We start from the raw sequence: 14,637 nt of genomic DNA on the forward strand, positions 1-14,637 counted from the left end.
GCGGCGGGGAACCCGCGAAAGTCGGGGTGGCGCGGGCAGCCGCGGTACGCGGCAACACGGCCCGGCTTTCGCGGGTTGCGGGGGGATCGCGGGGGCCTATGTGCCGCATCCCTCCGGCGAAAAGGGCGCACGCGGAAGGTCCGCGAAAGGATGCTCGTCACGATCCCCTTCGACGTCATCGCCACGACTGGCCAGCGATGCCGCGCCATGTCGCGTCCGGTAGGAGCATCTCCCCGGCATCGTCGCGACCTAGCGAGGTGACTGGCCGCCTGGGCCCTCTTGCTCCTGCTGCGTCAGCGAGAGTGGCTGCGGATAGAACTACACATCACTGCGGGGTCCGCCCCGCCAGATCCTCGGTCGGCGTGCTCCCGACCCGACAGCGAGTGGCGACGGTGGGAGATCCCTTCGACCGTAAGGGCGAGCCGCGACAAAAGAGCAGACGCATGCCGGCGCGCGCGGCACAGCCCCGCTAGTGCGCCGACGATCAGCCCTGTTGCCCGCGCCGTTCGTGCTTACGCGGACCTCGTGATCTCTCCCAAATCGGGCCGCTACGCGACCGCGCGCAACCCCGATCCGGGCGGCACCAAGGGCGGTCCGTTCGAACGCTGGGACGCGGAGGCGAATGAGCGAAAAGACTTGGGCGCGTCGATCGAGCCGTCACTGCAAGTCGGCTCGCAGGTACGGCGGTGAACCACGGGGCCGATGGCGGGCACAAGGCTTACCTGAACGTCGCAGGGGCGCAACGATGCTGCCTCACTGCGGATCGTGCGATAGATGCACGGCGACCGACGTCCCGAGGCTGGAGTAGCGGCTGCTGGCATTACCGGACGATCTCCCTTAGCCTGATGTAACTTGTGGAGACGCAGGTCGGGGCGTGGAAACCTCGTGAGTGAGGGTCTGCTGACCATGCAGGGCGGCGCGTGAGCGTCGACCTCGCCGTGCGTCTGCCTGCCAGGCACGCGATATTTCCCCGACCCTGTATTTGGGCCGAATTGGCGCGCTTCACGGACACGCCGATCTCGCGCTCAACGCTGGGACGCGGAGAGTGTGTTGGACGACACCAACGGTCACGAGGCCGGACAGGACGATACAGCGCTGCGGCGCGCCAGGGTGCAGCACCTGCTTCAAGAAGCACAGTCGCTTCTGCTCGAAGCCGGAGCGAGATCCGCAAGCGTCTATCTTGAGCGCGCGATGGCGTGCATCGATGTCGACGTAGCGGATGACCCCACGCAGATCGCCGTTGCCGCAGCGATCATGCCGGGTGAATCCGCGCTGCGCCGTGCGATGGGCGGTGCCTTGACGATTGTCGGCACCCTATTGGCACGCAACGATATCGTCGCACTCGACGAATTCGGCCGGTTGCTCGCGCTGTTCGGCGATGTGTCAGCGGTAGAGGACCCGGCAATGGGGTCCATCATCGATGGCTGGAGCGCGACGATCCGCCATGCCGCAGGCGAGGTCGAGCGCCCGATGAATGCGTAACGGTCAGCGCAGGGCGCGGCGCAAGCGACCTGGCTGATGGGAGTGCTCACCCTTGGCCGACGGCATAAGTGAGACACGATGCGTCCCCGATCGCCCCAGTTGCTCTCCTAGGGACAGGACAACCGCCTTGAGGCGAGCGCTCGCGGAGCGCGTCGGCGGCACGATTGAAGTCCTCAAGCCAATTGCCGATCGGGACACGCTCGTCGACGGGGAGGGCGGCCTGCGCTTCTTGAAAGGCGATGAGGTCCGTCGGTGCTTCGCCAATGATCCGGTCGATCTCGTCGGGCGGCAGCAAGCCGCGCTCACGAATGAACTCGGTGATGCTGCCGGGGCGCGGCGTTGCTCCACGACGACCGAGCACGGGACGCCGCCAGAGCCCGTCGACATTGCGCAGCCGGGGCTTCGCCCGCGCTTCCATGAGAACGATGATCCGCAGTTCCGGGATGGCGAGTTCCATCACCTCGTCGGCCTTGATGCTGCCGCAGAAGAAGCAGCTCGACTTCGGTGGCAATGGCAAACCGGCGGCAGCGATCCGTCGCTCGCATGCCGAACGATCCCATCCCCATTCGCGCAGTGGATAGCGATAGGCATAGCGCGGATCCTCGCACTCCACGGCGTGTGCGTAGCGCTGCGTGTCCCGCGGCGACGCGTCGTATCCGATCATCTTGATCACGCGTTCGCCAGCGTCCCAACATCGCCGTGCAGGCTCCCAGTCCGCAGTCCAAGCATCCTGGGCGCTTGCCTTCCACTTCTGTGAACAGGATCCCCGATTGAAGACCACCGACGGGAGCGTTGCGTTGGTCAGCATGTTCTCGGCGATCGTTGCATAGGGCGGCCAATGCTTGAAGTTGCGCGGCTGATAGCGAACGATCTCCGATGCGATGCCACGCTCGGCCATCCAGGCACGAAAGAGCGGAATGAAGGCATAGGTGCCGCGCTTCTCCGAGCCCGGATCGGCGAACAGGACCATGTCGATCGGCTCCTCTCGCCCGGCGAGTTCGATGATCATCGCGGTCGAGTCGACACCGGCACCCCATGCCACGACGACAGGTGGCCGGGTCATGGGAACTTTGCTCCAGCTGCCGTGAAGGTGACGTCGTTCGCCTCGAGCGCCGCGTCGACCTGATGATCGGCGGTCTGGAAGTCGTATTCGGCTTCGAGCCGGCGATAAAGCCAGCGCGCAAGGTCACGAAGCGCCTCCGTGACATCGTCCTCAGCAGTCGGGGTCCCATCTTGTCCGTTCGGGCCGTCACGTTCGACGCTGATCGTCATCGAATATTCGTGACAGTAGCGACCCGTCTGCCGGATGGTGCCTTGCAACTGATACAGGTTGCGGCGCTGGATGGCGGCGAGCGCGTCGACGATGCGGTGAAGTTCAGGGTCGACAGGCGCATAGGAGCGAATGGCGGCGCTCGACCCGCGCGCGTACCGATACTCGCCTTCGAAACTCGCGCCGTCGCCCTGACTGGCGAAGCCGGAAAAAAGGATGCGCGGCGCCGCCCGGGTTCCTCCTCCGTAGAGCCGGACCGGGCGGGTCGCGATCTCGACGCCGACGATGGCGCACACGTTCTCGAAGTCTTCGAAGACGCTCTCATGCCAATCGTCGGGAACCAGGTGATGGCGCGCCCAGGCACGCGCGGTGTCGCGGGCTGGCGGCTCAAGTTCCGCCGGTCGGAAGACCCGGGTGATGACCAGTTCAGGCATATCGTTCTCCTGACGCCGGATGCGACCGGCGATTGCATCGGCAAGAGGGTCAGGCGGCAGCCTCCAACGATGGCGGAAGCGCCCCGATCGACAGCGTGAGACGGCGCGCAAACGCGGGGGCGTCGAGCAATTCGGCGATGGGTGCGCGAAAAACCCTGCTCGACGGCTCGCCGCCACGGCAGCGATGGAAGGTGATCTCGCTGTCGGGCAGGAAGCTGCGCGGAACGACGCGGATGCCGATGTCGGGATGACGCAACTCGGTGACACCGTCGTCGTCATCGTCGCCGTCGATCGTCTGGACCCGGGCCTCGCCGGCGCCGAGCCCGATTTCGGCAGCAAGCTGTGCCACGGCGCGACGCGCTTGCGCATGGAAGGCGCGTTTGGCGGCGGGATCCCCGCCCACATGGTGTCCCGCGATCTCGAGAAGCGCTGGCGACGCCTCGATCGACGCCCGATCGATGACGCATCGCAGGCGTAGCGCTTCATCAGGACCCGCCATCGGCCGGATCACGCTGGCCAGGTTGCGGCTGAGAAGCAGGATTGCGGCGTCCTGCGCGATCGGCTTGCCGGCGCGGCGACAGTCGTCAGCGGCGGTGATGAGGGCGTGCAGCGCTGCGGGGAAGGTTTCCAGGCCCGAAGGATGAAGGGCTTGATGATGACGATAGGTCGTGTCGTAGAACATGGTTCAGCCTCCTGAGCGCGGATGCGCTCGCAAAGGCCGAAGGCGTCCTCTCCTCTTGTGCCGGCGGGTTCAACGCAGCCGGATGGGCGGCACGACGAAGTTCGCACCCTCGAAATACGCCAGCGCGGCCTCGAACGTGGCGAGGCGCTGAAGATGGTCTTCACCGATGACGACATAATCGTCCTCGTCGCATGGAAAGCGTGTTGGCTCGCCGCTCCCGGTGAAGACGAGGCGCTCAGCACCCCATTGTCCGGGGCAGGCGCCTGACCACCGGACGAAGGGCAGCGTCTCCCGAACGCAGAATGCCTCGAGCGCCTCGAACGCGCCGCGGGCGACTTCATGGGCCTTGAGGGTGAGGGACTTGCCGTCGACGAGCTCGGCGAGATGGAAGGGCGCGCCGTCCCAATCGGTCGAAAGGCCCTCGTGCCGAACGATGGACTCGAGTTCGGGCAGGGTGCTGCGATCGAGGACACCGCCGATCGTGATGGAGGCAGAAACGCGGTCAGTCATGGGACATCCTTTCTTGTGGGAGAGATGGGCGTCATGCCGTCCGGCCTGGGAAAGGGGGCGGTCGACCGGCGCAGAGTTCGATACGAGGCATTCATGCTATGGTGGGCCGGCCGGGTCGCCGAAGGCACCGGCGGGCAACCGCCAGGGATTCATCACGATCGGAAGGCGCCAGTGCTCGTCCTCGGCCTGGGAAAGCTCGTCGGGATGAACGAGCGCGGCAGAATAGGGGGAGCCACGATCCGCACGTGTTTCGACGTCAGCCGCGCGGTGGATGGTCTTGCCGCTGGCCGCCTCGCGCACCTTCACGCGCTGGAACGCGCGAGGGAAGACGTGACGCACGGTCGCCCATTGATCGGGCGAGCCGAAGATGCACGTTCGACACGACAGACGTCCCCAGCCAAGCGTGTACGCAGGGTGCGGACGGATCGACGAATCCGCAATTGCCTCCCAGACCCGTGCCTCGGTCCAGCCGTGGACGGGGCGCCAATGATCGACTGTGCGTCGCCTGCTCGACGTGCGATGCGGTTCAAAAGCCAGGTAATGCGCGCGGCAGGGGCTTTCGGCGGCGCGCTCGCCCGTCACGACCAGCGTGGCTCCATCGAGGAACCGGTCCTGGTTCCGGATGGCGGCCGCCAGGACATCGATCTTCAGCGATGGGCTGCACCAGCGAACACGAAGGTCAGCGCTGGTCTGCGGGAACAGACCGCGCGTGCCGATCGGGCCATTGCCCCCGGCGCGGCCGATACCGTCCGGGGTCTCGAACACGACCGGTGCGGTGGGTGCGCCCGACCGCTCGAGTTCGCGTGCAAAGCCACCCTCACGCCACGAGAAATAGACGCGAAGCCCAAGATGCTCGGCGATCGCGCGGACATATCCGGCGGTGCAGGGCCAATCCATAAAGCTCGCGCCGCCACCATCGACGTCATGATGATGGAGCTCGATCGCGTCCGCCGGCACGCCGAGGTGAAGGAGATGGAGAAGGGCGGCAAGGCTGTCCTTGCCACCGCTGAACGCCACGACGATGCGCCGGTAGGCGCGGAGGTCCGGACTGTCGGGCACGATCACGCCGCTTCACGATAAGGCTCGTCGGCATGGTCGAGGCGTCCGAGCCCGGTTGCACGTAGCAGAAATCCTGCTGCGGCTTCGGCCTTCGCCGCCGCGGTCATGATCGCCCGGGGCTCGCGTCGCAGCACGCGCAGCCATGCATCGACATAGCTGGCGTGATCGTCGAGGTGGGCGGTCGGAAGCTCGAGATCGGCGCCCAGCAGCGCCGATGTCATCTCGGCGCACAGTTCCTCAAAGGCGTAGGCGTCGTCGCCGAACTTCTTGCCGAAGGCACGGTCGAGGCGACTGGGATGACCGGTCCAGTGCCCGGCTTCATGGGCCAAGGTCGATGCCCAATAAGCCCGGGTGGAGAATTGCTCGGGCGGCGGCATGGTGATGCTGTCGGCCGTCGGATCGTAGAATGCGCGGTCGCCGCGGATGTGAACCGTGGCTGGCAGGCGTTCGACGAAGGTCTGGGCGCGGGATGGCAAGGCATCGGCCGGCGGCACGATAGAAAGCGGCGTGGGGTGAAACCGCTCGGGAAGGCCTTCGATCTGATCGGCGTTGAAGACAGCATAGCTGCGAAGGACACGTCGCAACTCGTCCGTCGTGACACCCGTCACGCTCGAGGCCACCGCTTTGCTGTAGGACTTGTAGAAGATCGCGATTTCGGATCGCTCGCCCTGCCGAACCTTACCGCCGAGAGCATCGGCCTGTTTGAAGGTCATCCACGTGCGCGAATGGTATCCGGCACCTTCCGCGACAAGCCACAGCCAGAAGCAATTGATCCCGCGGTAAGGCTCGCCGGTGACCCGGAGAGGACGACCGCCAAGGCCTGGGCGCCAGGGCTTCACCCAAGGTCTCACGCCAGCGTCCAGGCGATCGATGATGGCCGCCGTGATGATCTCGGCGGGGGAGGGGGCATCGGTGGTCTTGGCCACGGGTGGGCTCCTTGGCTTGGAAAAGGGGCGCTCGAGCGTCGGCGGGGGTTCGCATCCGGCACGACGCAGAGGCACGAAAAGGAGGGCGGTACTCCCGAGAGAGCACCGCCCTGAGGCTCCTCGAACATGCTGTCAGGCGTCAGGCGGCCTGGGGATAATCGTCGTCGACCGGTTCCTGTGTCGGCGCGTCACCAAGCGGGTTCGCACCGCTGTCCAGCTCGCTTCCATCCAGATCGTCACCGTCCAGCTCGTCACCGTCCGATCCGACGGCGTCACCGTCGTCAACGAAGGTCGAGCGCGCGGGTACGCGTTCCGGCCGTTCGACGTTGTCGAAGCGCATCGCCTCCGGAAGCCAGACCGTCGCCTTCTCGCGGATCTCCGCCTCGACGATCCCCTGTCCGTTGCAGAGTGCCGCGCAGGTGGCCGCCAATTCGCCCTTCTTGGCATCCTTGTAGCGCCCGCGCAGGATCGGGCCGCCGATCTCCTCCAGCGCGTCGAGCATGACGTCCTTCTTCACCCGGCCGAAGTAATTCTCGGCCGTGGGACGCCACAAGCACGCGACCTGGATATCGAGCAGACGGCCAAGATGATCGTGGAAACCGTTCGCGCGTGCGCCATCGGCAACGTTGAGCGTCGCCTCGAGGGTCTGCGCCACGGCAAACGCCACCCACGCGCCACGAGCATCGTCCGGCAGCGTTCGAAAAGCATCGAACCTCTCCGACATCGTGGTGTGCCCGACCCAGGTCGTGTCGAGATGCTGACGCTGATCCTCGATCGTCTGTGAGGCCATCGATGCTTCGTCACGAAAGGCGAAGATCGGAAATTGCGCGGGATCGGCACGCAGGGTCGAGTGATCGCGCACATAGCTGGTCGTGAAGACGAGGCTCTGGGCCATGAGGAAGATGGTCAGATCGAGCGCGATCATCGGATCGCTCGCGACGTGCGCAACGAGGATCTGGCGACGCTGGGTGGCTAGCTCCTCGATCAGCGTGGCGCTGAGCCGCGGGGACGGGTCCGCCACGGCGTCGTCACCGCTGCCGGTTTCGCCTGGTCCAGCGCCATTGCCGCTCGCAGCGCCACCCGCCCGGGGGTCAGCCAGCGGCTTTTCGCTGAACAGACGCGTGTGAACGCGGGCCTCGCCGTCACCGCCGATATAGACGAAGGTGCCCAAATTCGCTTTCACGCCCGGATCGATCGTCTTGCGGGCGGTGTCGATCTCCGCGATTTCGCGCTCGATCGTCTCAACGCGGTCGTTCGCCGCGTTCGCCTCGGGAGTGCCCTCGGCCAGATCGGTTTCCAGCGCCTCGATCAGCGCATCGTTCTCGAGGCCCAGCGCCTCGATCCGGGCTTGCTCTTCGTCGGTGAGGGGCCGAGCAACCGGGTGGAATTCGTGGAGCTGCCGCTCGACATCATAGGGGACGTGGGTGGCAGCGATCGGGGTCACGAACGCCAGACCCTGCGCGGCTGCGAGTTCCGCCGCGGCTGCCTCGAGCTTCTTGGTCGCCAAGTCCTCGAGGAGGTCGACGTCGGTCCAGTTCTCGTCGTCGGTGTCGAGCGCGAATAGATCGCCGTCGATACGGCCGCCCGCGGCGACATAGGCTTCCCGCCCAACGAAGCGCGCCTTGGCATCGTTTGGCCGCACGGTACCGTTGAGGATCGCGCGGCGAATGTTGTCGGGCTGCTTGCCGTAATAGGAATGCTTCATCTGCTCGAAGACCCGCGCCTGGCGATCGACGTCGGCGGTCACGGCGTACGCCTGCGCCACGCCGAGATCGATTTCGTCCGATCCAAGGGCCTCGAAGATGGCCGGCGCGAGGTCGGCGAGCCGCATGCGCTGCTCGACGAAACGAACGGTGACGGCCTGCTGGATCGCGACCTGTTCGACGGTCATGCCAAGCTGATCGATGAGATGCTTGAACGCGAGACAGTCGTCAGCCGGGTTCATCGGTACGCGCTGCCGGTTTTCCGCCAAGCTGGCGCCGACCGAAGCGGCATCATCAACCGACAGGACGAGCACGGGAACCTCGTGATCAGCCGCAAGTGCGCCGCGCCCGATGAGCAGCTGAATGGCGCGCAGCCGTCGACCGCCGGCCTTGACGGTGAAGGTGCCGGCCTTCTTGAGCGGCGTCACCACCAGATTTTGGAGGAGGCCGTTGGCAGCGATGCTGGCGGCGAGCTCCTCCAGGCCGACCTCCCGGCCACGCTTGCGCACATTGTCGTTCGAGAGCGAAAGGTTTTTGACCTTCACGGACTTGATCATCGGTCGTCTCCATCCGGAGTTGGCGCGCCGTCGACGACGTCGCGCGAGCCTGAACCTCAGGCCCACCAAGCCGAAGGCTCCCTCTCCTCCACTTCGATGGAACAGGACGACCGAGATGACGCACACAGTAGATGCGACGTGACGGCATCCCGCTCGTGCGTTCGAGACCTGCCCGGGAAGGTTCCTGTCAGAAATCAGTCAGCCAGCGGACGGCAACGTGCCCCGAGAACGATCGCGCGTCTTGGATGGGACCGCAGATCGTGGTCGTCGCCGATGCGCTGCCCTTAGCCATTCGCGCGATCCAAGGAGGGGGCGTCACATATAGTGGACCCGAATATACGCTAACGCCACGTCAGCGCGCCGTTTAGCGTCCCAATTGGGATGGTATTTCGGGATTATGGAAGTAGATCGGTTAGCCGGTTCCACCTGAGACATCAGGAGCCACTTTGGGGTCCGGGTCCTGCGCCTTGCCGGTCGCGGGTGCCACCTTCTGGCTCGGCATAGCGGTGAGATAAGCAACGATCGCATCGACGTCCTTCTCGGCCACTGGCGCCTTATACACCTCACGCATCTTGGTGACGGTCGCCTTCCACTGATCCGCCGATAGCGCAGGCTGGGTCAGCGCCATGCTGGCTGAGTGGCACGAGGTGCAATTGGCATTGATGACGTCGGCGTGCGGACCGTCGGGGTAGGTCGCGTCGTCGGCCGGCAGGTCGACGCTGGTCGAGGCAAGCGAGAAGCCGCGCGCTGACACGCTGGCGGCCGGCGCCGGCTCAGACATCTCGGAGATCGGAACGGGCGCCTTGCGGCTGCTCGGCGCGCCGATCGAGACGAGGATGATGCCGGTCAGGCCGATCAGGCCAGCAGCCATCATGCCGGGAGACGGAGTCTTCATGATTTGCTCGCTCCTCAGGCCGCGATGATGGTGGTGGTTTCAATGTTGCCGCGCATGAACCCGCCGGGATTCCAGATCGGCTTCATCGGCTGAGCGACACCGTTGGTGTTCCAGCAGCGCACCATGATGGGGTTAGGCCCGCGTCTCAGCGGCACCCGCCCGTCCCAGCGCCGGAAGCTGTACCTGCCCTCGTCCGCTCCGAGCGTCGTCCTGTACCAGGTGCGGCCACCGTCCGACGACACATCGACCTTGGCGACGCCGCAATCGCCGCCCATTGCGATGCCGCCGACCGGGATCGACGCTTCATAGGCGATCGCCTGACCATCGGGCAGGCTGGTCATCCAGCTACGCGGGATCATGCGATTGATCGGTACGGTCGGGAAGTCCTTGGCACCGGGCGCGACATTCGCGCCGGGTGTCGCGGGGATCTTGTAGGCCTTGGCCATCCAATACTGGTCGTCAGGGCCGGGCAGTACCTCGATCGCGTTCAGCATCTTGACCCAATAGGTCGAGTACCAGCCCGGCACGATCAGCCGGCAGGGAAAGCCGTTGAGGAGCGGCAGTTGCTCGCCGTTCATGCCGAAGGCGATCATGACCTCGCCGTCGCGGGCATGGTCGATGTCGAGTGCCTTCTCGAAGTCAGGAGCGCCCGCCACGACCGGCTGATCGAGAGCGCCGAAGCGCACCTGCACCGCGCCTGCCTTGACCCCGGCGAGGTCGAGCACGTCGCGCAGGCGAACGCCGAGCCACTTGGCGTTGCCCATCGCGCCATTGCCCCATTGCGCGCCGGCGACGCGCGGCTGGAACAGCCCGCGGCTGTTGCCCGAGCACTGGTTCACCGCCGCCATCTCGACCCGTGGAAGGCGCAGCAGCTGAGCGAGGCTGATCGACAGCGGCCGATTGACGTGGCCGAAGACGTTGAGGCGGAAACTTTCGACGTCGATCGAGGTCGGTATGTCGGCCCAGTGCCAGCGGACGAAGAACTGGTCGTTGGGCGTGAACACCGACTTGTCGAAGACCTCCATCGGCGTCTCCAGCAAGGGTGGATGGACGCGCTGGAGGATCATGCTGCCCTTGCCGGGAAAGGCGCTGGTCATCGGCCGCTCGGCATTGCCGCCGGGCAGCTTCAGGTCGACGAGCTGCTGCGCCAGTGCCGGCGCGGCGGCAAGGCCGGCGGTGCCGAGCGCGGCATGGCTGAGGAAGCGGCGACGGCTGGTCTCACTCGCCAGCCCGGCGTCGAAATTGTCCATGACAAGGCTCTCCTGTGGCCAGTCACGCTGGCGGATCGAAGGGGCATTCTGCAAGTGATCGGACCGACTGATCCGATCATCATGGCGGATCAGTTCGGGGTGGCGATGCAGGGCGAGACGAACAGGTTGCCCCGCCATGCACCGGCTAGCGTCTTGGCACCGACCAGCAGCCACATCGCCGCGAGCGCAACCGTCAGCACCGTGCCGACGATACCGAAAAACATAAGGTTCAGCGTCGTGCCGAGGCGGAAGGTGGCGACGGTGTAGACGCCGAGCGGGAAGGTGTAGCCCCACCAGCCGAGGTTGAACGGCACGCCCGCGCGCCAGTAGCGGATGGTGATAAGCGTCGCGAGCGCCAGCCACCACAGGCCGAAACCCCAAAGGCAGAGCCCGGCGACAACGCCGATCCCCTGCGCGACGGTGCCGACGCCGGCTAGCCCGTGCGCGGTGAGGATCGCCGGCGCATCCGCGCCGAGCACCAGCATGCCCAGAGCACCCGTGCCGATCGGCCCCAGCGCCAGCCAGGAAGATGCCGCCATGCTTTCATGCGGCAACTTGTGGAGTGCCATGCGCAGGATGAGGATGGCGAGGATGCCAAACGCGACCGGCACCGAATAGGCCCACAGCACATAGGAGGTCGCGAGCGTCACTATCTGCGCGTGGGGATCGGTTAGATGCGGCGCGAGCAGCCCGCCGCTGGCGCCCGCCACTTCGGCAGCGACGACCGGCAGCAGCCATACGGCGGTCATGCCGTCCAGGCTGTGCTCGTGGCGGGTAAACATCAGGTAGGGGATCAGCACGCCGCAGGCGAGCGACATGGCGACGTCGATCCACCACAGGATATGCGCGACCGGCACGATGCCATTTCCGAACCGCGCGATGCCGAAGGCGAGACAGCCGTTGATGATCGTCGCCAGCCCCATCGGAATGGTCCCGATGAACATCGACACGGTGTTGTGCCCGAAGATGCGCCGCGCCTCGTGCCCGAACATCACCCAGCGCGCGCCATAGAGGCCGGCGAACAGCGCGAAGAGCGCGATATTGAAGAACCACAACACCTCGCCGACAGGTTTAAGCGAAGGCCCGATGCCGGGCACCTGCGGCAGCGCGAGGGCAAGGATGCCCGTGCCCATCGTCGCGGCGAACCAGTTGGGCGTGAACTGGCGGATCATCTCGCGGGGGTGATCGAGCCGGCTGAGCGGCTTGAGGCCGCTGAGAACGGAGTGCGTGTCGGCAGTCATGCGACCTGCTCCTTGATGAGATCCGTCAGCGCGTCGGCCGCGCGGGTGCGATAGCGTTCCTTGTGGCGCAGCGCGTGAAAGGCGCGGTCGGGCAGCCCGAGCGGCAGCTCGACGAGATCGCCAGCCTTGAGCGCGCGCGCGACGACCAATCGCGACAAGACGGCAACGCCGGCACCGGCCTCAACGGCGGTGCGCACCGCCTCGTTGGACGGCAGCGTCATCGCTATCGTCAGCTGGGCCGGATCAAACCCGCGCGTTCGCAGCACGTCCTCGAAAGTCGAGCGCGTACCCGATCCCTGCTCACGGACGATCCAGCGTGTAGTGCGCAGCCAGGCCTCGTCGATGCGTTCGGCTTCCTCGCGGCCGACCAGCACCATTGGGTCATGCCCGACATTCCAGTGGGCAAGCGCCGGTTCGTCCACCTCGCCCTCGACAAAGCCGAGTTCCGCCGCGCCGCTCAACACCTGCGCTGCCGCGCCTTCGGTGTTGTCGATCGCCAGCTCGACCGCGATCTGTGGGTGGCGTTCGTGGAAGGCGGCGAGCTTTGCCGGCAACCAATAGCTCGCGATCGTCTGGCTGGCGACGATCCGCAACGAACCACGCGCGAGCCCGGCATAGTCCGCGAGCATCGTCTCGGCATGCGCTGCCCGCCCCAGCACCGCGCGCGCTTCCTCCAGAAAGCCGCGGCCTGCCTCGGTAAGCTGGATGCCACGCCCGACGCGGTGGAACAGCGGAACGCCGTAGCGCGCTTCGAGGGCCGCAACCGCCCCGGAGGCAGCAGACTGCGTGACGTTCAGCGCCTCCGCTGCCTTGGTGACGTGTTCGCGCTCCGCGACACCGACGAATATTCTGAGCTGCTCCAAAGTCATGCATCATATATCGCGTACTTAGATCGATACGACCAACCGTTTGATATGGTCATTCCAATCTGGATATCGGAATGGTCGGCAGCCTTTCGTCTGCGATGGTCTCGAAGACTTGAAGCGTTACGCGTGCCCGCGACGTTTGATCGTCCATGACCGATATGATCGAGCGCAGTTCTGATCCCTACAATGCCAAGCCGACGCCCGGTGCGTTGATCGAGCGGTTTCTGACGCCGCAGGCGCTGTTCTACGTGCGCAGCCACGGGCCGGTGCCGGATCTGCCCGCCAATCATCGGATCGAGGTGAGCGGGAGGGGCATGGCGAGCCGCTTCTTCTCGGTGCAGGAACTGAAGAGCACGTTTGCCACGCGCACGGTAACGGCGGTTCTCCAGTGCGCCGGCAACCGGCGTACCGATCTCCAGCAGGTCGCCAACACCTCCGGCGATCCGTGGGACGTAGGCGCGATCGGCAATGCGGAGTGGACCGGCGTACGCTTGGCCGATGTGCTCGATGCGGTCGGCGCGCCGGATGCGTCCGAGCTGTTCGTGGCGTTCACCGGCGCGGACGAGGTGGACGTGGAGGGTGAAGAAGCCTTGTTCGGGGTATCGATCGCCATGAGCAAGGCGCGGGAGCCCGACGTACTCCTCGCCTGGGCGATGAATGGCGAGCCGCTGACGCCCGAACATGGCGCCCCGCTCCGCATGGTGGTGCCTGGCTATGCCGGGGTCCGCAGCGCCAAATGGCTGACACGGATCGAGGTGCGTGAAACGCCCTCCGAGGCACCGATCCAGGCGCACGACTACAAGCTCTTCCCCGCCGCTGTGACGAGCGACACCGTCGACTGGAGCCAGGGTCTGACGATCAATGCCATGCCGCTCAACGCCGCGATCTGCTCGCCCGGTGCGGGCGAGAGTTTGGCCGCCGGAGAGGTGCGGATTGAGGGATATGCCATTGCCTATGACCGCCGTATTTCTCGGATCGAAGTGTCGGTGAACGGCGGTCGCGACTGGCAACAGGCGACCTTCGCCGATGATCCGGAGACGCGCTGGGGCTGGCGGCGCTGGATCCTTGACGCCACACTTGCCAAGGGACGCCAGCACCTTGTCGCCCGTGCCTTCGACGAGACCGGGCAGGGACAGCCCGAGCGGCCGGATACGATGTGGAATTTCGCCGGCTATCTGTGCACCGCCTGGCATCACGTTCACGTGCTGGTCGAATGATCGAAGCATCAGCGGCACCGGACGTCGCTTTCTGGATCGATGCGATTGGCCGGCTGGTGGTGGCGACCGCGGCCGGGATGGTGCTCGGCTGGGAACGCTCGCGTGAGAACCGGCAGATCATGGGCCTGCGGACGCTGGGTCTGGTCGGTCTGGCGAGTTGCATCGCCGTTCAGGCGATCGTGCATAGTGGCTTGCCGAACGTGAACGCCGATGCCGCAGGACGGGCGATGCAGGGCATTCTGTCCGGCGTCGGCTTCATCGGTGCCGGTGCGGTGCTGCGGGTCGGCCAGGGTCAGGAAGTGCATGGATTGGCGACCGCCGCGTGCATCTGGGTGACAGCCACGATCGGCGCGGCAGCAGGGTTGGCGGTGTGGCCGCTCATCATCGGCGGGGTGAGCCTTGCAATGCTCGTCCTGTTCGTCGGCGCGCCGCTGGAACGCCGCATCCGCGAGCGAGCCCGTCTGACGCCGGCCGAGACCGACAGGAAGGATGTCGAGCGCAAGCCGTGATCGCGCTGGACCGCCCGGTGCCCGTCGGCGCCGGGA

General features: G+C 65.9%; 15 protein-coding genes. 4 read left to right on the forward strand and 11 right to left on the reverse strand.

Annotated elements, in window-relative coordinates; genetic code table 11:
• Positions 1-525 precede the first annotated feature (525 nt).
• The gene (locus Q0L57_RS19165) at positions 526-690 is read left to right on the forward strand and encodes a hypothetical protein (RefSeq protein WP_157846251.1); all 165 of its coding nucleotides are present in this window, start codon (positions 526-528) and stop codon (positions 688-690) included.
• 360 nt (positions 691-1,050) lie between these two features.
• Positions 1,051-1,482, forward strand: a complete 432-nt coding sequence (locus tag Q0L57_RS19170) for a hypothetical protein (protein ID WP_043061325.1) — start codon at positions 1,051-1,053, stop codon at positions 1,480-1,482.
• Between the two features lie 46 nt (positions 1,483-1,528).
• On the opposite strand, the gene Q0L57_RS19175 is transcribed toward Q0L57_RS19170, so the two are convergent.
• From Q0L57_RS19175 to Q0L57_RS19225, 11 genes are all read right to left on the reverse strand, one after another.
• Complete coding sequence (locus tag Q0L57_RS19175; RefSeq protein ID WP_243403075.1) at positions 1,529-2,491, reverse strand: hypothetical protein; 963 nt, start codon at positions 2,489-2,491, stop codon at positions 1,529-1,531.
• 50 nt (positions 2,492-2,541) lie between these two features.
• A complete protein-coding gene (locus Q0L57_RS19180) occupies positions 2,542-3,186 on the reverse strand; it encodes a hypothetical protein (protein WP_043061326.1) in 645 nt (214 codons plus the stop codon).
• Between the two features lie 49 nt (positions 3,187-3,235).
• Complete coding sequence (locus Q0L57_RS19185; protein ID WP_043061327.1) at positions 3,236-3,868, reverse strand: hypothetical protein; 633 nt, start codon at positions 3,866-3,868, stop codon at positions 3,236-3,238.
• Between the two features lie 69 nt (positions 3,869-3,937).
• Positions 3,938-4,378, reverse strand: a complete 441-nt coding sequence (locus Q0L57_RS19190; protein WP_043061328.1) for a hypothetical protein — start codon at positions 4,376-4,378, stop codon at positions 3,938-3,940.
• Positions 4,379-4,474: 96 nt separating this feature from the next.
• Positions 4,475-5,443 carry a phosphoadenosine phosphosulfate reductase family protein gene (locus tag Q0L57_RS19195; RefSeq protein WP_043061329.1) on the reverse strand — a complete coding sequence of 323 codons (969 nt, stop codon included), beginning with the start codon at positions 5,441-5,443 and terminating at the stop codon, positions 4,475-4,477.
• The gene (locus Q0L57_RS19200) at positions 5,440-6,363 is read right to left on the reverse strand and encodes a zincin-like metallopeptidase domain-containing protein (protein WP_296744642.1); all 924 of its coding nucleotides are present in this window, start codon (positions 6,361-6,363) and stop codon (positions 5,440-5,442) included. The genes Q0L57_RS19195 and Q0L57_RS19200 overlap by 4 nt, the downstream gene beginning before the upstream one ends.
• Positions 6,364-6,502: 139 nt before the next feature.
• A complete protein-coding gene (locus Q0L57_RS19205) occupies positions 6,503-8,689 on the reverse strand; it encodes a ParB/RepB/Spo0J family partition protein (RefSeq protein WP_296744659.1) in 2,187 nt (728 codons plus the stop codon).
• Positions 8,690-9,035: 346 nt separating this feature from the next.
• The gene (locus Q0L57_RS19210) at positions 9,036-9,518 is read right to left on the reverse strand and encodes a cytochrome c (RefSeq protein WP_007406258.1); all 483 of its coding nucleotides are present in this window, start codon (positions 9,516-9,518) and stop codon (positions 9,036-9,038) included.
• A gap of 14 nt (positions 9,519-9,532) precedes the next feature.
• Positions 9,533-10,768, reverse strand: a complete 1,236-nt coding sequence (locus Q0L57_RS19215; protein ID WP_007406293.1) for a molybdopterin-dependent oxidoreductase — start codon at positions 10,766-10,768, stop codon at positions 9,533-9,535.
• Between the two features lie 89 nt (positions 10,769-10,857).
• Positions 10,858-12,009: a TDT family transporter gene (locus tag Q0L57_RS19220; protein ID WP_007406242.1), complete on the reverse strand. Its 1,152-nt coding sequence runs from the start codon at positions 12,007-12,009 to the stop codon at positions 10,858-10,860.
• On the reverse strand, positions 12,006-12,878 hold the full coding sequence (locus Q0L57_RS19225; RefSeq protein ID WP_007406272.1) for a LysR family transcriptional regulator: 873 nt from the start codon (positions 12,876-12,878) through the stop codon (positions 12,006-12,008). Before Q0L57_RS19225 ends, Q0L57_RS19220 begins: the two co-directional genes overlap by 4 nt.
• Positions 12,879-13,033: 155 nt before the next feature.
• On the opposite strand from Q0L57_RS19225, the gene Q0L57_RS19230 reads away from it, so the two are divergent.
• Positions 13,034-14,092, forward strand: coding sequence for a molybdopterin-dependent oxidoreductase (locus Q0L57_RS19230; protein WP_296744643.1), 1,059 nt, complete (start codon positions 13,034-13,036; stop codon positions 14,090-14,092).
• Positions 14,089-14,601 carry an MgtC/SapB family protein gene (locus Q0L57_RS19235; protein ID WP_007406274.1) on the forward strand — a complete coding sequence of 171 codons (513 nt, stop codon included), beginning with the start codon at positions 14,089-14,091 and terminating at the stop codon, positions 14,599-14,601. Before Q0L57_RS19230 ends, Q0L57_RS19235 begins: the two co-directional genes overlap by 4 nt.
• Positions 14,602-14,637: the final 36 nt, after the last annotated feature.

Source organism: Mesorhizobium sp. (genome assembly GCF_024509055.1).
Lineage (GTDB): Bacteria > Pseudomonadota > Alphaproteobacteria > Rhizobiales > Rhizobiaceae > Mesorhizobium.